Below are 18,915 nucleotides of genomic sequence, written 5' to 3' on the forward strand. Positions count from 1 at the left end.
TTCATGGAGGGATGGCATGCTCGCCTACATTCTTAGACGTTTGCTGTTGATGGTGCCCACGCTGCTCGGCGTGGTCACGCTGACTTTTGTCGTCACGCAGTTCGTGCCGGGTGGGCCGGTCGAACAGGTGATGACGCAACTCCGCCACGGCGCTGGCCGTGGCGGAGAAGCGGGGGCGGGTGCCGGCGGCTATCACGGCAGTCAGGGCGTGGACCCGCAGCAGCTCGAACAGATCAAGAAGCAGTTCGGCTTCGACAAGCCGCCGCTCGAACGCTATCTGCTGATGCTCAGACACTACGCGACGTTCGATCTCGGTCAGTCGTATTTCCAGCACGACAGCGTGTGGGCGGTGATCCGCTCCAAGCTGCCTGTTTCGATCACGCTCGGCGTGTGGACGGTGATGCTGACGTATCTGATATCGGTGCCTTTGGGTATCGCGAAAGCGGTGCGCAACGGCTCGCGTTTCGACACCGTCACGAGCGTGCTGGTGCTGACCGGCTACGCGATCCCGGGTTTCGTGCTGGGCGTGCTGCTGCTGATGCTGTTCGGCGGCGGCACGTTCTGGCAGGTGTTTCCCATGCGCGGCCTCACGTCGGATAACTTCGGCGAACTGAGCGCATTCGGCAAGGTGCTCGACTACCTCTGGCATATCGTGCTGCCGGTGGCCGCGTCGGTGGTCGGCAACTTCGCGATCGTCACGATACTGACCAAGAACACCTTCCTCGAGGAAATCGGCCGGCAGTACGTGCTGACCGCTCGCGCGAAGGGCGCACCGCAGCGAGACGTGTTGTGGAAGCACGTGCTGCGCAATGCCGCGATTCCCTTGCTCACCGGCTTGCCCGCCGCCTTCGTGGGGGCCTTTCTGAACGGCAACCTGCTGATCGAAACCCTGTTCTCGCTCGACGGCATGGGCCAACTCTCGTACGACTCCGTGATCCGCCGCGATTACCCGGTCGTGCTCGGTTCGCTCTTTCTGTTCACGCTGATCGGCCTCGTAACCAAACTCATTGCTGACGTCTGCTATGTCCTCGTCGACCCCCGCATCCAATTCAACCGCCTGGACCGCTGAGGCGGCCGGCGTGGCGCACGCGGCGTCGCTATCGCCGTGGCGTCGCACGTGGCTGCGCTTCCGGCGCCAGCGGCTCGGCTACTGGAGCCTCGTGATTTTCGTCACGCTATTCGTGATCAGCCTGCTCGGCGAAGTGCTCGCGAACGATCGCCCGCTCGTGGTGCGCTACGACGGCCACTACTATTTCCCGATCGTGAAGGACTATTCGGAGAAACTGTTCGGCGGCGATTTTCCGGCGCGCGCCAATTATCTCGACCCGTATATCCGGTCGCGGCTCGAATCGAACGGCAACTTCGCGATCTATCCGCCGAATCATTTTCACTACGACACCATCGACTATTTCGCCGCGCATCCGTATCCGGCGCCGCCGTCCGCGAACAACTGGCTCGGCACCGATCAATACGGACGGGACGTGCTATCACGGCTTCTGTACGGCTTCCGCCTGTCGGTGCTGATGGCGCTCGCGCTGACCGTGTCGGGCGTCGTGATCGGCGTACTTACCGGCGCCGTGCAGGGTTTTTACGGCGGCCGCACCGATCTGGTCGGACAGCGTCTGATCGAAATCTGGAGTTCGATGCCCGACCTGTACCTGCTCATCATCTTCGCGTCGATTTTCGAGCCCACCCTGTGGCTGCTCTTTATCCTGCTGTCGATGTTCGGCTGGCTGGTGTTGTCGGACTACGTGCGCGCCGAATTTCTGCGCAACCGTTCGCTCGATTACGTGAAAGCCGCCCGCACGATGGGCCTGTCGAACTGGCAGATCATGTGGCGCCATGTGCTGCCCAATAGCCTCACGCCGGTGATCACGTTTCTGCCGTTCCGCATGAGCGCGGCGATTCTTTCGCTCACGAGTCTCGACTTCCTCGGTCTGGGCGTGCCGCCGCCGACGCCGAGCCTCGGCGAGTTGCTGCAGGAGGGCAAGAACAATCTCGACGCGTGGTGGATTTCGATTTCCGCTTTCGCTGCGCTGGTCGTCACGCTGCTGCTGTTGACCTTCATGGGCGACGCGCTGCGCAATGCGCTCGACACGCGCTCGCGTGGTTCGGCCTTCGGCGGAGGTCCGCGATGAGCGTCATCAAGGCGGCGAAACCGCTGCTGGAAATCGAGCGCTTTTCCGTGCGCTTCGGCGAAAAAGTCGCGGTGCAGGAATTGAGCCTTTCGATTGCGCGCGGCGAACGCGTGGCGCTCGTGGGCGAGTCGGGCTCGGGCAAGAGCGTGACCGCGCTATCCATTCTGCGTCTGGTCGAGCAGGCCGAGTTGAGCGGACGCATGCTGCTCGACGGTGAAGACCTGTTGCAGAAAACCGAGCAGCAGATGCGCGGCATTCGCGGCGCCGATGTCGCGATGGTGTTTCAGGAACCGATGACGGCGCTCAATCCGCTCTTCACCATCGGCAAGCAGATTGCCGAGAGTCTGCGGCTGCACGAAGGTCTGCGGCCGAATGCGGCGCGCGAGCGCGGTATCGAACTGCTGCGGCGCACCGGCATTCCCGAACCGGAGCGGCGTATCGACAGCTTTCCGCATCAACTGTCCGGCGGTCAGCGTCAGCGTGCGATGATCGCCATGGCGCTGGCCTGCCGTCCGCGTCTGCTGCTCGCGGACGAACCCACCACCGCGCTCGACGTGACCGTGCGCCAGCAGATCGTCGATCTGCTGATCGAGTTGCAGGAGCAGGAAGCGGCCGAACGCGGCATGGCCGTGCTGCTGATTACGCACGACCTGAATCTCGTCAGGCGGTTCGCGCAACGCGTGGCGGTGATGGAAAAGGGCGTGCTGGTCGAAACCAACACCACCGAGGCGCTGTTCGCCGCGCCCCGGCATCCGTACACGCAGCGTCTGCTCGACAGCGAACCGCAGCGCACGATCGAACCGGTTGCGCCGGGCGCGCGACGTCTGCTCGAAGTGCAGGGACTCGCGGTCGATTATCGTACGGCGGAAAAAGGCTGGCGCGCGATGTTCAAACGCTCCACGTTCCGCGCGGTTCACGACGTCGATCTGAGCGTGCGGCGCGGCGAGACGCTCGGCATCGTCGGCGAATCGGGTTCGGGTAAATCGACCCTGGCGGCCACCGTGCTCGGCTTGCAGCAACCCGCTGCCGGTCATATCCATATCGACGGCATGCCTTTGTCGACCCTGAAAACCGCGCAGTCGCGCCGGGCCCTGTACGCGCGCATGCAGGTGGTGTTTCAGGACCCGTTCGGCTCGCTGTCGCCGCGCATGACCGTCGAGCAGATCGTCGGCGAAGGGCTCGCCATGCATCGGCCGGAAATCGACAGCCGCGCGCGCGGTGCTCGCGTGGCGCGTCTGCTGGAAGAAGTCGGCATGCCGGCCGATTCGATGCAGCGCTATCCGCACGAGTTTTCCGGCGGACAGCGTCAACGGATCGCGATTGCGCGCGCCCTTGCCGTCGAACCCGAACTGCTGGTGCTCGACGAGCCGACCAGCGCGCTCGACGTGTCGATCCAGAAGCAGGTGCTGAATCTGCTGACAGAGCTTCAGAAAAAGTACAAGCTGAGCTATCTTTTCATCACGCACGATCTGGCGGTCATGCGAGCCATGGCGCATCGCGTGATCGTGATGAAGTCGGGCCGCATCGTGGAAGCCGGCGACACGATCGACGTGTTGCACGCGCCGTCGCATCCTTACACGCAGTCGCTGCTGGCGTCGTCGCTGATGTTTCCGCCGCCCATGCGGCCGGTTGCGGCAGACCCTGAACAGCTAATCTCGCAGAGAGCCTCGAATGATTGACGAACGTTGGGCGCAGGCCGCCCGCTCGCTGACAAGCCGCGCGGCCTTCTGGTCTCTGCGCATCGTAGACGAACAGATCGACGACCACGAGGTGCGCAACGATATCGCGCAACCGCTGCGCACGGTGCGCGATCGCGGCGCCATGCTGATCGCGTGGGTCGGCGCCGGTGCGGGCTATGCGGCCACGGCCAATCTCTCGGCGGCCGGTTTGCAGGCTGCGCTCGACATCGCCACGGCGCGGGCCGAGGCGAGCGCGTCGCTGTCGCTGATCGACCATCGTGAAGTGGCGCGGCCGCAGGCCAGCGGACAGTACGCGTCGCCGAATGTGTCGCAGGCGTTGCCTTCGCGCGCCGAATGGCTCGATCTGCTCGGCCGCGAATGCGCGAATGCGAATCTCGATGCACGCATCGTCGAACGGGTGGCGGGTGTGCAGATCACGCAGACCGACCAGTTCTACATGACCGGCGACGGCGTGCGGATCGACCAGCAGTTCCGCTTCGTGATGCCGCAACTGAGCGTCGCGGCGCACGCCGGCGGCGACACCCAGGTGCGCACGCTCGGCGGCAATTACGGCACGCTCGGGCAGGGCGGCATGGAAGTGCTGGCGCGCTTCGGCTTCGAAGGCTCCGGCGTGCGTGTCGCGAACGAGGCGCTGCAATTGCTGGCCGCGCCGAATTGCCCTTCCGGCAAGCGCGATCTGCTGCTGATGCCCGATCAGATGATGCTGCAGATTCACGAGTCGATCGGTCATCCGCTCGAACTCGATCGCATTCTCGGCGACGAACGCAATTTCGCGGGCTGGAGTTTCGTCAAGCAGGAGATGTTCGGTTCCTATCAGTACGGCTCGCCGCTGCTGAACGTGACCTTCGACCCGGACCTGCGCGAAGAAGCCGCCGCCTATGCGTTCGACGACGACGGCACCGCCGCGCACAAACAGTATCTGATTCGCCATGGCGTGCTGGAGCGGCCGCTCGGCGGCGCGCTCTCGCAGCAACGCGCGCATATGCCGGGCGTGGCCAACTCGCGTGCCTCGAACTGGAACCGTCCGCCCATCGACCGGATGGCGAACCTGAACATCGAACCCGGAACGAGTTCGCTCGACGAGATGATCGCCAACATCGAACACGGCATTCTGATGCGCACCAATACGTCCTGGTCGATCGACGACCATCGCAACAAATTCCAGTTCGGTTGCGAGTTCGGGCAACTGATCGAAAACGGCAAGCTCGGGCAGATCGTCAAACAGCCGAATTACCGTGGCATTTCCGCGAATTTCTGGCGCAGCCTGAGCGCGGTAGGCAATGCAAGCACGCGCGAGGTCTACGGCACCTCGATGTGCGGCAAGGGCGAACCGGCGCAGATCATTCGCGTGGGCCATGCGTCGCCGGCCTGCGTGTTCAGCAACATCGACGTGTTCGGAGGCGCATGATGAGCCAGTTCATGTCTTCGCGCGCCGCTGCATCGTTCGACTGGCAGACGCATTTCACGTCGCTCGCCGACGCGATCGAGCGCTCGCAGCAAGGCTCCGAAATCACGCTGAGTTCGTTTGCGGGCGAACAGTCCGACTTCATCCGCTTCAACGCCGGCAAGGTGCGGCAGACCGGCAGCGTCTCGCAGGGCAAGCTGACCTTGCGTCTGATCGACGGGCCGCGTCAGGCGTATTCCACGCTGACCGTGTGCGGCGATCTGCAACAGGATCTCGATGAAGTGAGCGCCGCGCTCGCCACCTTGCGTGAAGGTTTGCGCGACGCCGCCGACGATCCGCATCTGCTTTACGACACGACCCAATGGCAGCGCGCCACGCAGCGATCCGGCCGTCTGCCCGAACCGGAAGCGTTCTTGCGCACCGTGGCCGACTGCGCGCGCGGACTCGATTTCGTCGGCTTCTATGCGGGCGGCACGATCGTGCGCGGTTTCGCGTCGACCGGCGGCAGCCGTGGCTGGTACGAAGTCGACAACTTCAATTTCAGCTGGTCTCTTTACGACCCGAGCGGCCGCGCGATCAAGACCACGTACGCGGGCGACGACTGGAGCGACGCCGTGTTCGCGCGCAAGGTGGAGCAGGCCGCCGCGCAACTCGCCGTGCTGGCACGCACGCCGCGCGCGCTGGCGCCCGGACGCTACCGTTCGTATCTTGCGCCCGCCGCCTTGGCCGAATTGCTGGGCGTGGCCGCCTGGAGCGGTTTTTCCGCGCGCGCGCAGGCCACGTCGCGCAGCGAGTTGTACCGGCTGCATACCGGCGAAGTCTCGCTCGACCCGCGCGTGAGCCTCAGCGAAGACCTGAATCTCGGCATCACGCCCGGTTTCAACGACGACGGCTATCTGCGCGAAAGCGTGCCGCTCATCGACGCCGGCCGCAGCGTGCAACGTCTCACCAATGCGCGCAGCGCGCGTGAATACGGGTTGACGCCCAACGGTGCGCTGTCGAACGAATCGCCCGCCGCGCTCGCGATGAATGCGGGCGATCTGCCCGACGAGCAGATTCTGTCGACCCTCGGCACGGGCCTCTACATCGGCAATCTCTGGTACGTGAATTTCTCCGACCGCATGAACTGCCGCCTCACCGGCATGACCCGCTTTGCGACGTTCTGGGTGGAAGACGGCGAGATCGTCGCGCCGCTTGAAGCCATGCGTTTCGACGACAGTTTGTACCGTCTGCTGGGCAGTGAACTGGAACGGCTCGGCGCGCAAGCCGAACTGCTGCTGAGCGACTCCACCTGGGGCGAGCGCGCCACGGGCGGCATGCAATTGCCGGGCATTCTGACGCGGTCGTTCGAACTGACGTTGTGAGAGCGCGGGAGCGTCTTGGGTCTCGCCCCGCCGCGCGCATGCCGCGGGGTTGGGCGCCGCCGTTTCCGGCGCGTATCATGAACGCGGCGTGCGTGCCGACGCGCCACGCTTCGCGGCCACCTGAACGGAATTTCGAGTGCCATTCTTTTTCATCGACCGCCCGGTCTTCGCGTGGATCGTCGCGCTCGCCATCGTCGTGGCGGGCGCGCTCGCTATTCCGCAACTGCCGGTGGCGCAGTATCCGCGACTGGCGCCGCCGCGCATCGTCATCAGCGCCAGTTATCCGGGCGCGTCCACGGAAATCGTGGATGCGAACGTGGCCAGCATCATCGAAGAAAGTCTCGATGGCGCCGACAACATGCTGTATTACGAAACCGGCAGCGACAGCCTCGGCGAACTCGAAATCGACGCCATTTTCGCGCCGGGCACCAATCCCGATCTGGCGCTGGTGGATATCCAGAATCGTCTCAAGCAGGTCGAGCCGCGTTTGCCGCAGCAGGTCGTGCAGCAGGGCATTTCCACCTTCAAGTCCGCCAACACGTTTCTGATGCTGGTCGCGCTGACGTCCACCGACGGTACGCGCGACTCCGTGCAATTGAGCGACTATCTGAGCCGCTACGTGTTGCGCGAACTCAAACGTGCGCCGGGCGTCGGCTCCGCGCAACTGTGGGACGCCGACGAAGCGCTGCGCATCTGGCTCGATCCGATGAAGCTGCGCGAGTACGGCCTCGGCGCGGCGGACGTGAACGCCGCCATCTCCGCGCAGAACGCGTCGGTCACGGCCGGCACGCTCGGCGACGCGCCCTTCGTGCCGGGCCAGCAACTCACCGCATCGGTGAGCGTGAAAGGGCAGTTGATCTCGCCCGACGAATTCGGCCAGATCGTGCTAAAGGCGCGGCCCGACGGCTCGGCGGTGCGTCTGCGCGACGTGGCCCGCGTCGAACTCGGGCGCGACAATTACTCGTACTATTCGCGCCTGAACGGCAAGTCGGCGGCCACCGTCGGCATTCAGCTCGGCCCGCGCGGCAATGCGCTCGAAACCTCGAATGCGATTCGCGCGCGGCTTGCCGAACTGTCCAAGGGTTTGCCGCCCGGCGTCGCCGTCGAGATTCCGTTCGACAACGCCCACTTCGTCAAGATCGCGATTCAGGAAGTGCTCGTCACGCTGGCCGAAGCGGTGGTGCTGGTGTTCTTCGTGATGTGGCTGTTTCTGCGCGATCTGCGCTACACGCTCGTGCCCACCGTGGTGATTCCCGTCACGCTGATGGGCGCGTTTCTCGCGCTTTACGTGTGCGGCCTGTCCATCAACGTGTTCACGCTATTCGGGCTGGTGCTGGCAATCGGCATTCTGGTGGACGATGCGATCGTGGTGGTGGAGAGCGTGCACCGCGTGATGGAAGACGAGGGCTTGCCGCCGCGCGAAGCCACCCGCAAGGCGCTATCGCAGATCGGCGGGGCGATCGTGGGCGTGACGGCCGTGTTGACGGCGGTGTTCGTGCCGATGGCGTTTTTCCCCGGCGGGGTGGGCGGCATCTACCGGCAGTTCGCAGTGGCGATGATCGCGTCGATGCTGGTGTCGTCGTTCATGGCGTTGTCGCTCACGCCCGCGTTGTGCGCGAACCTGCTCAAGCCGCACCGGCATCCGGTGCGCGAACGCGACGCGCGACGCGGTTTGCTGGGCCTGGCCGCGCGTGGCGCGAGCCGCTTCTCGGCGGGCTTCGACCGGGCCGCGTCCGGTTATCGCGGCTTCACTGCCCGCAGCCTGCGCCGCATCGGCACGGTTCTGGGCGTCTACGCCGTGCTGGTGGGCGCGTGCGGTCTGCTGTACTGGCATATGCCGGGCGGCTTTCTGCCGAGCGAAGACGAAGGTCAGTTGCAGGTGATGATCCAGCTGCCCGCCGGCGCGACCCAGGCGCGCACGCTCGCCGTGGTGCAGCGCATGGAAAAGATCCTGCACGACGAGCCGGCCATCGCCAACGTGACGAGCGTGATCGGCTGGAGCTTTACCGGCAGCGGCCAGAACGTGGCGATGGGCTTCGTCGAACTGAAAGACTGGAACAAGCGCCATAGCGACGCGCTCGCGCTGCGCGATCGCCTGAACGCCGAATTCGGCAAGATTCTCGACGGCAACGTGGAAGCGCAATTGCCGCCTTCCGTGCCGGGTCTCGGCCATTCGGACGGCTTTGTGTTCCGCCTCGAAGATCGCGGCGGGATCGGTCTCGCGGCCCTGAAGGCGGCGCGCGAACAACTCTTCGCGCAGGCGAAGGCGAGTCCGGTGCTGGCTTCGGTGCACTCCGAAGATCTGCCCGACGCGCCGCGCGTCGAACTGGTGATCGACCGCGCGAAGGCGTACGCGCTCGGCGTGCCGTTCGAGCGCGTCGCCGAATTGCTCGGCAGCACCTTCGGCGCGACCTATATCGACGACTTTCCGGCCGGTGGCCGCATGCGTCGCGTGATGATCGCCGCCGACGCCGCCACGCGCATGAACGAAGACGATCTGATGGCGCTGTCGGTGCCGAATTCGTCGGGCGGCATGGTGCCGCTCTCGGCGATCGCCACGCGCCACTGGACCATCGGTCCGGTCATGCTGAGCCGCTACAACGGCTATCCGTCGCTCGACGTGAGCGGTCACGCGGCGCCGGGCTACAGTTCCGGCGCGGCGATGGCGGAAATGGAGCGGCTCGCGGCCACGCTGCCGGTCGGCATCGGTTACGACTGGGTGGACGCGGCGCGCGAGGAAACCGCGGCGGCGCGGCAGACGCCGCTGCTGATCGCCTTGTCGCTGCTCGCTGTATTCATGGCGCTCGCCGCGCTTTACGAAAGCTGGACGGTGCCGCTCGCGGTGCTGATGGTGGTGCCGCTCGGCGTGATCGGCGCCATCGTCGCGGTGCTGTTGCGCGGCATGCCGAACGACGTGTACTTCAAGGTCGGCATGATTACGGTGATCGGCCTCGCGGCCAAAAACGCGATTCTGATCGTGCAGTTCGCGCGCGATCTGTACCGGCGCGGTCTGCCGTTGACGCGCGCCGTCACCGAAGCCGCGGCGGCGCGTTTCAGGCCGATCGTGATGACCTCGGCGGCGTTTCTGCTCGGCGTCGTGCCGCTGGTGGTGTCGAGCGGCGCGGGCGCGGAAAGCCGGCGCTCGATCGGCACCGGCGTGTTCGGCGGCGTGCTGGCCGCGACCTTGTTCGGACTCGTGTTCGCGCCCGCCGCTTTCTATGCAGTGGCGTCGCTGACGCACGGCAGGCGGCGGCTCGCGGAGTTGCGTCGCAAGCGCGAGGCGCGTCGGGCGAGGCGCGCGGCCGGCAAGGGCGCGGCGCATCTCACGAATGGGCGCTAAGGGCTTAAGAAGGGACGGCTGAGGGCCGCTTGATTGGCCGACGTTGGAACGGGCCGGCCGCGCTGTGCGCTTGCGCTTTGCGCCTCAGTTGAGCAGGCCGTGCACTTCCGTCGACGCTTTCAGTTGCAACGTCCGCGCATGATGCAGCCGTGCGAGGCTTTCCGTCGGCAACGCGAAGCCGGCCCAACCGAGCCCCGAATGCCGCAGAAACAGCATCGCGCCGTCGAGTAGCGGATGCTTTTCGGCGTGCCAGCACGGGTCCACTTCGATGACGTACTGATGCGAGCGCGACGGCGCCTTGGGAATCTCGGGCCGCATCGCGGCGCGCAGCATGGCGAGGTGTTCGATCACGGCGTCGAGGTCGCTCGCGTCGAGCATCACGGCGTCGTGGCCGACGGCGATGCGTACCGCGTTGTTTCCGTATTCGTTGACCTTCTCGATGCTCATCGGGCGCGTCATGGCGAGGCTCCTTGCTGCTATCACGATGGGCAAATTATGGCGCCGCGACTCTTAGGTGAATCTTAAAGCGGGCGCTACGACCGTAACGGTCAGTAACCGGTAATCATCTGAGTAATGCAATATCGCACCGCTTCGCAAAATAAGCGGGTGATTAAATCATACTAAATAGGGTTTTGATGTTTCAGAATAGAAACGTTTTTGATTGCCGTCGCGGGGTGGCGCAAACGTTTAATCCAATTCAATGAGTCGGGATTATGATTGCACCCGGCCATGCGGCCGTGAATTCCCGGATTGCGAATAAATTCCGCAATTGGATCTTCGTTATTTGCGATGTTCGATTTCATGTTTGAAACACTTTTATCCGTAATGCCGCCGGAAGCTGCATTGAGCCGCGCGCAAGGCGGCTTTCGGGTGGCCTGCGCGTCGTTGCCCGCAGAGGCAGTCTGTGTGCGCTTCTTAACACTGACACACGGAAATGTTCCGATATGCTCGATTGGCAAGCTCGCCCATGCGATGATTGTCATATGAAACGCGAGATAATGCTTTTCGTCATACGTTGAAATTCGCAATAAGCATTTGTTTTTCAAATTTACTATAGCGGTTCGTTCCGTTAGCATTAAGTCTATTCCGGCAGGACGGCGTCGCCAGCGGTTTTCCGGGCGCCGATAAATCAATTCGAACAATACAGGCCGGCCAATGGGTCAGCGGGGTCCACAACTTACGATAGTTTGGGGAAAGATCATGCCGCACATGCACCTGGATACCGCGAGAGTCACCTGGTTACACACGCCCACCTTGAACGTGCGCAGCGCCTCGCGTCGCATTGGCGTGCTGCTGTTCGACGGCTTCTGGCTGCTCGGGCCAGGCACGGTGGTCGAGATGTTCCAGACCGCCAATGAGTTCGCCACCTCGCGAACCGGCGAAGAGCCGCCTTACGAAATACAGTTTCTTTCCATGGACGGCGGCAGTGTCGCGAGTTCGTCGTCGGCACGCATCTGGACCGACCGGATCGACTCGCGCTACAGCAGCGGCTTCGATGTGCTGTTCATTGCCGGGGGTCACGGTGCGCATGTCGCCGCGCGCGACGAGCGCACGCTGAACTGGCTGCGCTCGGTGCAGGCGCGTACGCGGACCATCGAAACCATCGGCGAAGGCCGTCTGGTGCTGGAGGCCGCGGGTCCCACCGACCACGACGAATTGCAAGCCAACCGTTTTCTGAACAGCGTCACGAGCGAGGCCGCGCTGAGCGCCGCCGCCGATCGCAACGATTGCGCGCGCAGCGCGCTCATGTTCATCAAACGCGATCTCGGCGCGGAACTGGCGCGCAGTGTCGCCGACCGCGTCATGCCCGGCATGGCGGCAACGTGGGTGCCGTTGCCCGCGGAAGGCGGCACGCTCAGCGTGGCCGAAAAGATTCGCGCCGCCGCGCGCTGGATGGAGGCGAACTGCGACCGCCAGGTGTCGGTGGCGGACGCCGCGCAGGTCGCGGCCATGAGCGAGCGTAATTTCCTGCGGCGCTTCAAGCATGAAATGCAGGTCACGCCGTCGGACTATCTGCTGCAGGTGCGCTTGCGTATCGCCTGCAACTTCCTGACCGAAACCGAGTTGCCGGTCGACAAGATCGCGCGGCGCAGCGGGACGGGCAACGGCGACCGTCTGGCGAAGATTTTCCGCAAACGCATGGCGCTATCGCCCACGGAATATCGCGCACGCAGTCGCGTGGCAACCGAAGCGTAAGCGACGGCACGAGACACGGGCGTAAGCGAAGGGCGTAAGAGAAGGGCGCAACACGAGCGCGCCGGCGTCGGGCCGACGGCGCGCGGCGGGTTGATTCGACGCGGTCGCGTGGCGGCCGTGCCGGTGCTGGCGGGCTAATGACGAGTATGACGAGCGTAGCGGTATGGGCAACAAGGTAACGGCGACGGCTTTGCCGGATGTGAAAATCATCGAGCCCGAAGTGTTTTGCGACGAGTTTGGTTTCTGCTTCGAAACCTTCAGTGCGGACGAGTTTGCCGAAGACGTCTTCGCCGGTTTCGACTTCGTTCAGGATCGTCATTTGCGCGCCATGCGCGGTGTGCTGCGCGGCTTGCACTATCAGGTGCATCGTCCGCAGGGCAGGCTCGTGCGCGTGGTGGTGGGCGAGGTGTTCGATGTCGCGGTGGACGTGCGGCTGAACTCGCCGAACTTCGGCAAGTGGTGCGGCACGTATCTGAGCGCGGCCAACCAGCGGCAGGTCTGGGTGCCGCCGGGCTTCGCGCACGGTTTCGTGGTGTTGTCCGAGGCCGCGGAATGTTTGTGGAAGACCACCGAATACTGGTTCCCCGAGCTGGAGCGCTGCATTCTCTGGAACGATCCGGACATCGGCATCGACTGGCCGATCGATTTCATTCCGGTACTCGGCAACAAAGACGCGGCGGGCCGGCGTCTCTACGAAGCGGAAAACATCGCCTGACAGCGCGCGGATCTGGCGCGCTGCACGGCAGCTGCACTTCATTCAGCCCGTCATTCAGCGCGCCGCGACCACCGCGCCCACGCTGGCGCTGACCACCAGCAGCGTGCCCAGAATCTGCAGCATGCCCATCGGCTGATGCAGCACGATGAAGCCGGCCAGTGCGCCGATTGCCGGCTCGACACTCATCAGGATGCCGAACGAAGCCGACGGCATGTGCCGTAGCGCGATCATTTCGAGCGCGTAGGGCAGCAGCGGCACCAGCAAGGCGAGACCCGCCGTGGCGGCGATCTGCGCCGGCGCGATGTGCACGCCGCTATTGGCGAGCCCGAACGGCGTCGCCACCAGCGCAGCGGCGATCAGCGACACCGACAATCCTTCCAGTCCTTTGAACAGCGTGCCGGTTTTCTTCATGAGCAGGATATAGCTGCCCCAGCCGAGCGCCGCGCCGCACGCCATCAATACGCCGACCGGTTCGCCGATCCAGCCGCCGCCGTCGCGCGACAGCAGCACCACGCCGGCGATGGCCAGCAGCGGCCACAGCATCGCGCGGGCGCGGCGCACCGCGAGCGTGGCGACGGTCAGCGGGCCGAGAAAGTCGATCGCGACCGCGAGGCCCAGCGGAATCCGCTGCAGCGCCGAGAAAAAGCACAGTGTCATGCCGGCCATGGTCGCGCCGAGCGCGCCCGCCGCGAGCCAGTGCGCGCGCGAGTAGCTGAACAGACGCGGTCGAACCACGACCGCAAGCACCAGCGCCGCCCAGCACAGACGCAGCCACGTGGTGCTCAGCGCGCCGTAGGTGGCCATGGTCGGCGCGGACAGCGCCGCGCCGAACTGCACGCTCGACATCGACAGCACGCATAGCAGCGCGGCGCCGGCCACTGCGCTGGCCGGCTGGATGGCGGGGGACGAATCGGCGGATCGATGGGGCGGCTTGATGGCGGTGTCCTGCATGTCGGTGTCTGCGTGCTTTGCGGATAGGGTGATCGCTATCTTATCGGTGCAATCGCGCTTAAGATAAGTTGATATTTCTTATGTCGGCATCAAGAACGCTGATGATACGAGACCTCGATACCAGCCTGCTGCGCGCCTTCGTCACCGTGGCCGAGACCGGCGCGGTGGGTGTGGCGGCTACGCGGCTGGCGCGCACTCAGGCGGCGGTCAGCATGCAACTGCGACGGCTCGAAGAAGACCTCGGGCAGCGGCTGCTCGACCGTTCGCCGCGCGGCGTGCAACTCACCGAAGCGGGCCACCTGCTGCTGCCCTACGCGCACACCATTCTCGGCGCGGGCGCCGACGCGCGTCGCGCGCTGGGCGCGGGCCAGGTGTCGGGCACGGTGCGGCTCGGCATGCTCGAAGATATCGCCGTCGGACGACTCCCGCGCGCCTTGCGGCGTTTTTCGATTGCGTATCCACAGGTGGCGCTGGAGATCGTCGTCGATACGAGCGTGGCGCTGTCGAATCGTCTGGCGGAAGGGCAACTCGATCTCGTGGTCGGCGATCCGTCGCTGGTCGACGCGTCGCCTTTGCTGACCTGGACGCAACCGCTTTTCTGGGTCGGCGCGCGCGGTTTTGTCCGCAACGTCGAGGCGCCGCTGCCGGTCGTCGCGTTCGGCGGTGCGTGTCTGTGGCAGCAGCAGGTGCTGACGGCGTTGCGGCGCGCCGCGATCGCGTGGCGGATCGTCTGCACCAGCACGAGTTTGCCGGCGGTGCAGTCGGCGGTCGAGGCGGGACTCGGCGTGTCGGTGCTGCTCGAAGGCAATATCCGTCACGAGTCGATGAGGGTGCTCGGCGCGGCCGATGGTTTGCCCGATGCGCCTGGCGCGGATTTCGGCCTTTTCATGCGGACGGTTGCCGGCGCGCAGGCGGCGGCCGTGCAAACCTTGCAAACTTTTCTGTGTGAAGAACTGCATCTCGGCCTTCGCGAGAGCGAGCCGGTGGCGTGATTTCATGCCGCGTCACGGCGGCGCGTTTCAAGCGGCATCCATCAAGTGCCGTTTCGCGAGCGGCAATGAAACCCCCGCGCAGTAAAAAGCCCCGGCTCGATCAGCAAGTATTGCAATACGGTGCGGCAAGTATTGCAATCACCCACTGAGCTTCGCCGGGGCTGGCCGTCGTTCGACGCGCCGATGCGGTGGTCAGCGTCGCATCACGCCCATCAACAGGGTCACGAGGAAGATCACCACGAAGATGAAGAACAGGACCTTGGCGATTTCAGTCGCGCCTGCGGCAATGCCGCCGAAGCCGAATACCGCGGCGATGATCGCGATGATGAAGAAGATTGCAGCGTAACGAAGCATGGGGCCTCCCACCGATGGATTGCTGGATTGAATCTGAAAACGGCTGAGACTCGCTGTGGCACCGCGTGCCCGACGGGTTTTTTGCCGGCGAGCGGAATTCAGCAATAGGTGTGCCTGTGATTCCTGCTCATGACGTTGCGGGTCCTTCAGCATCGAATCTGGTCGATCCAACCGCTCAAAAAACCCCTCCTGACCGCCGACGGTTGGATCCCGCAAGAACGCTGGCGCGCCCGAAATCCGCAGGCGAATGAAAGCGCGGCCATTCAATCCACTGTCGTCTAACCCTGCAGATTGTCGGCACCGATAAGAAATCCCGACAAAGCGCGCGGACACGTGCAACCAGCGAGTCGGTAAAAGAGACGCATTCTATTGACGGCAGTCGGTCGTTTATACGCAATTAATAGTTGAATTCGGCCGAAAATATGGCGGAAACGCGCGCTAGAATGCGCATGGCTTCCTATTCATGCTGCGGTGTTCCCAAGGGCTCCAACTCGACGCCGGCCCTGTCGGTGCATTGGTTCAACCGCACCCGCATCGTGGATTCAGCGAGCCATATCGGCGGTGAACGGGTTCGATGTTTCAAGCCGGCGCGCGGTTTCATGTTCGCGCACTGCGACGCCCGTCATCGATAAATCAATCCGGAAGATTCAGGACACATGGCAACGAAGATTCTGTCGATTTTCGGCACGCGGCCGGAAGCCATCAAAATGGCGCCGCTGGTCAAACAACTGGAAGCCGATCCGGCTATCGAATCGGTGGTGTGCGTGACGGGGCAGCATCAGCAGATGCTCGACCAGGTGCTCGATCTGTTCAGGATCGAACCGCATCACAATCTTGCGTTGATGACGGGCAACCAGACGCTTAACGAACTGGCCGCGCGCCTGATCGCCTCGCTCGACGACGTGCTCGCGGCCGTGCGCCCCGACCGCGTGCTGGTGCACGGCGACACCACGACGGCTTCGGCGGCGGCGCTGGCGTCGTTTCATCGTCGCATTCCGATTGGTCACGTGGAAGCGGGGCTGCGCACCGGCAATCTGATGCAACCGTGGCCGGAAGAAATGAACCGCCGTGTCGTGGACGTGATGAGCGACCTGATGTTCGCGCCCACCGCCAGCTCGAAAGCGAATCTGGCGCGCGAAGCGTTGCACGGCAAGGTCATCGTGACCGGCAATACGGTCATCGACGCATTGACTCTCACCACCGCGCGCATCGACAGCGACGCGGCATTGCGCGCCGAACTCGACGCACGTCTGCCGTTCCTCGACGGCGCGCTGCCGGTGCTGCTGGTCACGGGGCATCGCCGCGAAAGTTTCGGCGCGGGGTTCGCCAACATCTGCGCGGCGCTGGGCGATCTGGCGCGAACCGACAAGGTACAGATCGTCTATCCGGTCCATCTGAATCCGAACGTGCGCGGGCCGGTGCAGCAGAGTCTCGGCGGCGCGCGCAACGTTCATCTGATCGACCCGTTGGACTATCTCGGCTTCGTGCGTCTGATGCAGCGCGCGTCGATCATTCTCACGGACTCCGGCGGCGTGCAGGAAGAAGCGCCCGCGCTCGGCAAACCGGTACTGGTGATGCGTGACGTCACCGAGCGGCCGGAAGCGGTCGAAGCCGGCACCGTGCGGCTTGTCGGCACGGAGCGCGGCGCTATCGTGCGTGCCGTCACTGCCTTGCTCGACAACGTCGCCGAACGCGAAAGCTTCGCACGCCGTATCAATCCATACGGCGACGGCCATGCCTCGCAGCGGATCGTCGCGGCGCTGACCAAGCGGCCGTTCGCCGAGTTCGAGGCTGCTGTCAGCGCGGATTCGGGCGTGAGCGCGGACGCCTCGACGCAGAGCGTCGACGCGGTTTCGCGGTGACGCGCGGCACGCCTTCGGCCCGGCCATCCGAGCACGGCGACATCATGATGGCGCGCGGCGTGATGACCGCGGCTGCGCTGAACGCTGCGATCCAGGCGCGGAGTCTGGCGCGCGAGAGCGGGGGACTGGCGACATGACGCATCGTGTTTTCGCTACTGCCGGTTCGCGTGCCGCTCGGCGTATCGGTATCGGTATCGGTCTCTGCCGCGCTCTACTGGCCGCCTCGCTGATGGCGCTCGCGGGCTGCCAGTCGCCGCCGGCGGTGCAGGGCATCGCGTGGCAGCCCGATAACGCGCATGTCGAGCCGCGCGGCGACTGGCAGCGTCTAGGCGTGACCGATCTGCTGGTCCAGTGGACCGAGGTGGACGGCACGGCTTTCGTTGCCGGTACGCCCCAGCCGCAGGCGCCGCGTTTGCCGGACTGGCCGCGCATCGCGCAGGAGCCGTGGGCGAGTCATGTGTTGCTCGGACTCGCGGGCCGCTTCGACGAAAGCGCGGCGCGCGCGCATGCCGCCGAACTCGTCGATCAGTCGTTGCAACTGGTGGCCGCCGTGCCGCCGTCGCTGAAAGTGGAAGGCTGGTATTTCCCGGTCGAAGTCGATCCGACCTGGCAGGACGCGCGCAGCCTCGCGCCCCTGCTGCAACGTCTGCCGCGGCCGTTATGGATCAGCGTGTACGACCGCTCGAACATCGGCGGCAAGGCGCTCGCCGACTGGCTCGACAGCTGGCTGCCGCGCGACGTCGGCGTGCTGTTCCAGGACGGTGTCGGCGTGTATGCGCGCGAGCCGCAAGTCGCGCGTGGCTATGCCGATGCGCTGTCGGCGAAGCTCGGTCCCGGTCGCGTGCGGATCATCGCCGAAGCATTCCGGCCCGCCGGCGCGCAGACCTTCCGTCCGGCGAACGCGGCGGAACTGCGCCCGCAACTCGACGCGTATCGCGGCTACCGCACTTATCTTTTCGATGGTCCTCACTACGTGCCGCCCAAACTCGTGGAAGAACTGCTGAAGTGATCGAACGTCTTCCACACGGTTTGAAGCGGCATGCCATGCCTGCGCAGTACTTCATGGTCGGCTTTGCCGCAGCAAGTTGAGCGTCGCGCTCGCGCGTTGAACGGGCGCCCCGCACATTGCATTCGCGTTTGCGTTCGGACTGCAAACGCGCACACAACGCCGGGCTCGTCACGATTGCATTAGCGCAACTGGGTGACGGCCAGCAGCAACACCATGCTGCCGATCGCGCCATCCAGCACACGCCACGCGTTCGCGCGGCGAAACAGCGGCGCGAGAGCACGCGCGCCGTATCCCAATCCGATGAACCAGATTCCGCTCACCGCCATGGCGCCGAGCGCGAAGGCCACACGCGCACCGTCCGGCTCGCGCGCACCGGCCGTGCCGATCAGCAGGAACGTGTCGAGATACACGTGCGGATTGAGCCACGTGAAGGCGAGCGTCATCAGGATGATCGGCATGGCGCGCTGGACTGGCGGCGTGACGGTGCCGCCGGCATTCACGTCGAGCACCGCATGCCCCGGCCGCACGGCACGACGCAGCGCGTTGAAGCCGAACCACGCCAGATAGGCGAGCCCCACGTACAGCATGGCGTGCACGAACACCGGATAGCGTTCGACCAGCACCGACGCGCCACCCACACCCGCGCCGATCAGGATGAAGTCGGAAATCGCGCACAGGGCGACGATCTTGCCGACGTGCGAGCGCATGATGCCTTGACGCAGGACGAAGGCGTTCTGCGCGCCGATCGTGACGATCAGCGAGGCGCACAAGGCGGCGCCGTGAGAGAAGGACAGCCAGTTCATAAATCGATCCAGTAGACGGGAGAAGCGAACGAGGCTAGTCTGCGGCTTGGTGGCTCATAAGAGAAGCTAATTTACCTAACTCCAAT

16 protein-coding genes are annotated in these 18,915 nt (G+C 64.6%); 11 read left to right on the plus strand and 5 right to left on the minus strand.

Going from position 1 to position 18,915, the window contains the following annotated elements; genetic code table 11:
* Nucleotides 1–16: 16 nt before the first annotated feature.
* The 6 genes from P3T18_RS17315 to P3T18_RS17340 all read left to right on the plus strand — a co-directional run bounded on the left by P3T18_RS17315 (nucleotide 17) and on the right by P3T18_RS17340 (nucleotide 9,947).
* Entirely contained in the window at nucleotides 17–1,069 is a 1,053-nt protein-coding gene (locus tag P3T18_RS17315; protein ID WP_429301191.1) for a microcin C ABC transporter permease YejB, read from the plus strand.
* The gene (locus P3T18_RS17320) at nucleotides 1,023–2,138 is read left to right on the plus strand and encodes an ABC transporter permease (protein ID WP_429301192.1); all 1,116 of its coding nucleotides are present in this window, start codon (nucleotides 1,023–1,025) and stop codon (nucleotides 2,136–2,138) included. The genes P3T18_RS17315 and P3T18_RS17320 overlap by 47 nt, the downstream gene beginning before the upstream one ends.
* Nucleotides 2,135–3,817: an ABC transporter ATP-binding protein gene (locus P3T18_RS17325; RefSeq protein ID WP_429301193.1), complete on the plus strand. Its 1,683-nt coding sequence runs from the start codon at nucleotides 2,135–2,137 to the stop codon at nucleotides 3,815–3,817. Before P3T18_RS17320 ends, P3T18_RS17325 begins: the two co-directional genes overlap by 4 nt.
* On the plus strand, nucleotides 3,810–5,246 hold the full coding sequence (locus P3T18_RS17330) for a TldD/PmbA family protein (protein WP_429301194.1): 1,437 nt from the start codon (nucleotides 3,810–3,812) through the stop codon (nucleotides 5,244–5,246). Before P3T18_RS17325 ends, P3T18_RS17330 begins: the two co-directional genes overlap by 8 nt.
* A complete protein-coding gene (locus P3T18_RS17335) occupies nucleotides 5,246–6,607 on the plus strand; it encodes a metallopeptidase TldD-related protein (protein ID WP_429301583.1) in 1,362 nt (453 codons plus the stop codon). Before P3T18_RS17330 ends, P3T18_RS17335 begins: the two co-directional genes overlap by 1 nt.
* Nucleotides 6,608–6,743: 136 nt before the next feature.
* Nucleotides 6,744–9,947: a multidrug efflux RND transporter permease subunit gene (locus P3T18_RS17340; RefSeq protein WP_429301195.1), complete on the plus strand. Its 3,204-nt coding sequence runs from the start codon at nucleotides 6,744–6,746 to the stop codon at nucleotides 9,945–9,947.
* A gap of 84 nt (nucleotides 9,948–10,031) precedes the next feature.
* On the opposite strand, the gene P3T18_RS17345 is transcribed toward P3T18_RS17340, so the two are convergent.
* Together P3T18_RS17345 and P3T18_RS17350 are read right to left on the minus strand one after the other, a co-directional pair.
* The gene (locus P3T18_RS17345; protein WP_429301196.1) at nucleotides 10,032–10,406 is read right to left on the minus strand and encodes a hypothetical protein; all 375 of its coding nucleotides are present in this window, start codon (nucleotides 10,404–10,406) and stop codon (nucleotides 10,032–10,034) included.
* Nucleotides 10,407–10,567: 161 nt separating this feature from the next.
* The gene (locus tag P3T18_RS17350; protein WP_429301197.1) at nucleotides 10,568–10,930 is read right to left on the minus strand and encodes a hypothetical protein; all 363 of its coding nucleotides are present in this window, start codon (nucleotides 10,928–10,930) and stop codon (nucleotides 10,568–10,570) included.
* Between the two features lie 217 nt (nucleotides 10,931–11,147).
* On the opposite strand from P3T18_RS17350, the gene P3T18_RS17355 reads away from it, so the two are divergent.
* Nucleotides 11,148–12,143, plus strand: coding sequence for a GlxA family transcriptional regulator (locus tag P3T18_RS17355; RefSeq protein ID WP_429301198.1), 996 nt, complete (start codon nucleotides 11,148–11,150; stop codon nucleotides 12,141–12,143).
* A 163-nt stretch (nucleotides 12,144–12,306) separates the two neighbouring features.
* Nucleotides 12,307–12,858 carry a dTDP-4-dehydrorhamnose 3,5-epimerase gene (gene rfbC, locus P3T18_RS17360; RefSeq protein WP_429301199.1) on the plus strand — a complete coding sequence of 184 codons (552 nt, stop codon included), beginning with the start codon at nucleotides 12,307–12,309 and terminating at the stop codon, nucleotides 12,856–12,858.
* Nucleotides 12,859–12,912: 54 nt separating this feature from the next.
* Here rfbC and P3T18_RS17365 read toward each other — a convergent pair whose 3' ends face one another.
* Nucleotides 12,913–13,809 (minus strand): EamA family transporter, encoded by an 897-nt coding sequence (locus P3T18_RS17365; protein WP_429301200.1) that lies wholly within the window; start codon nucleotides 13,807–13,809, stop codon nucleotides 12,913–12,915.
* A 101-nt stretch (nucleotides 13,810–13,910) separates the two neighbouring features.
* Here P3T18_RS17365 and P3T18_RS17370 point away from each other — a divergent pair, with 101 nt between their 5' ends.
* The gene (locus P3T18_RS17370; RefSeq protein WP_429301201.1) at nucleotides 13,911–14,801 is read left to right on the plus strand and encodes a LysR substrate-binding domain-containing protein; all 891 of its coding nucleotides are present in this window, start codon (nucleotides 13,911–13,913) and stop codon (nucleotides 14,799–14,801) included.
* A 192-nt stretch (nucleotides 14,802–14,993) separates the two neighbouring features.
* On the opposite strand, the gene P3T18_RS17375 is transcribed toward P3T18_RS17370, so the two are convergent.
* On the minus strand, nucleotides 14,994–15,155 hold the full coding sequence (locus tag P3T18_RS17375; protein ID WP_007182451.1) for a DUF1328 domain-containing protein: 162 nt from the start codon (nucleotides 15,153–15,155) through the stop codon (nucleotides 14,994–14,996).
* Nucleotides 15,156–15,811: 656 nt separating this feature from the next.
* On the opposite strand from P3T18_RS17375, the gene wecB reads away from it, so the two are divergent.
* Together wecB and P3T18_RS17385 are read left to right on the plus strand one after the other, a co-directional pair.
* Nucleotides 15,812–17,017, plus strand: coding sequence for a non-hydrolyzing UDP-N-acetylglucosamine 2-epimerase (wecB, locus tag P3T18_RS17380; RefSeq protein ID WP_429301202.1), 1,206 nt, complete (start codon nucleotides 15,812–15,814; stop codon nucleotides 17,015–17,017).
* A gap of 133 nt (nucleotides 17,018–17,150) precedes the next feature.
* Entirely contained in the window at nucleotides 17,151–18,026 is an 876-nt protein-coding gene (locus P3T18_RS17385; protein ID WP_429301203.1) for a hypothetical protein, read from the plus strand.
* 179 nt (nucleotides 18,027–18,205) lie between these two features.
* On the opposite strand, the gene P3T18_RS17390 is transcribed toward P3T18_RS17385, so the two are convergent.
* Nucleotides 18,206–18,829: a LysE/ArgO family amino acid transporter gene (locus P3T18_RS17390; RefSeq protein ID WP_429301204.1), complete on the minus strand. Its 624-nt coding sequence runs from the start codon at nucleotides 18,827–18,829 to the stop codon at nucleotides 18,206–18,208.
* Between the last annotated feature and the right edge of the window lie 86 nt (nucleotides 18,830–18,915).

The organism is Paraburkholderia sp. GAS199 (assembly GCF_050436585.1).
In the GTDB taxonomy this organism is placed as follows: Bacteria; Pseudomonadota; Gammaproteobacteria; order Burkholderiales; family Burkholderiaceae; genus Paraburkholderia.

Coding starts and splice junctions, on each gene's coding strand:
- P3T18_RS17350 (WP_429301197.1), bottom strand. CDS start 10,930: ATGACAATCATCGCATGGGCGAGCTTGCCAATCGAGCATATCGGAACA.
- P3T18_RS17390 (WP_429301204.1), bottom strand. CDS start 18,829: ATGAACTGGCTGTCCTTCTCTCACGGCGCCGCCTTGTGCGCCTCGCTG.
- P3T18_RS17355 (WP_429301198.1), top strand. CDS start 11,148: ATGCCGCACATGCACCTGGATACCGCGAGAGTCACCTGGTTACACACG.
- rfbC (WP_429301199.1), top strand. CDS start 12,307: ATGGGCAACAAGGTAACGGCGACGGCTTTGCCGGATGTGAAAATCATC.
- P3T18_RS17315 (WP_429301191.1), top strand. CDS start 17: ATGCTCGCCTACATTCTTAGACGTTTGCTGTTGATGGTGCCCACGCTG.
- P3T18_RS17370 (WP_429301201.1), top strand. CDS start 13,911: ATGATACGAGACCTCGATACCAGCCTGCTGCGCGCCTTCGTCACCGTG.
- P3T18_RS17325 (WP_429301193.1), top strand. CDS start 2,135: ATGAGCGTCATCAAGGCGGCGAAACCGCTGCTGGAAATCGAGCGCTTT.
- P3T18_RS17345 (WP_429301196.1), bottom strand. CDS start 10,406: ATGACGCGCCCGATGAGCATCGAGAAGGTCAACGAATACGGAAACAAC.
- P3T18_RS17320 (WP_429301192.1), top strand. CDS start 1,023: ATGTCCTCGTCGACCCCCGCATCCAATTCAACCGCCTGGACCGCTGAG.
- P3T18_RS17335 (WP_429301583.1), top strand. CDS start 5,246: ATGAGCCAGTTCATGTCTTCGCGCGCCGCTGCATCGTTCGACTGGCAG.
- P3T18_RS17375 (WP_007182451.1), bottom strand. CDS start 15,155: ATGCTTCGTTACGCTGCAATCTTCTTCATCATCGCGATCATCGCCGCG.
- wecB (WP_429301202.1), top strand. CDS start 15,812: ATGGCAACGAAGATTCTGTCGATTTTCGGCACGCGGCCGGAAGCCATC.
- P3T18_RS17330 (WP_429301194.1), top strand. CDS start 3,810: ATGATTGACGAACGTTGGGCGCAGGCCGCCCGCTCGCTGACAAGCCGC.
- P3T18_RS17385 (WP_429301203.1), top strand. CDS start 17,151: ATGACGCATCGTGTTTTCGCTACTGCCGGTTCGCGTGCCGCTCGGCGT.
- P3T18_RS17365 (WP_429301200.1), bottom strand. CDS start 13,809: ATGCAGGACACCGCCATCAAGCCGCCCCATCGATCCGCCGATTCGTCC.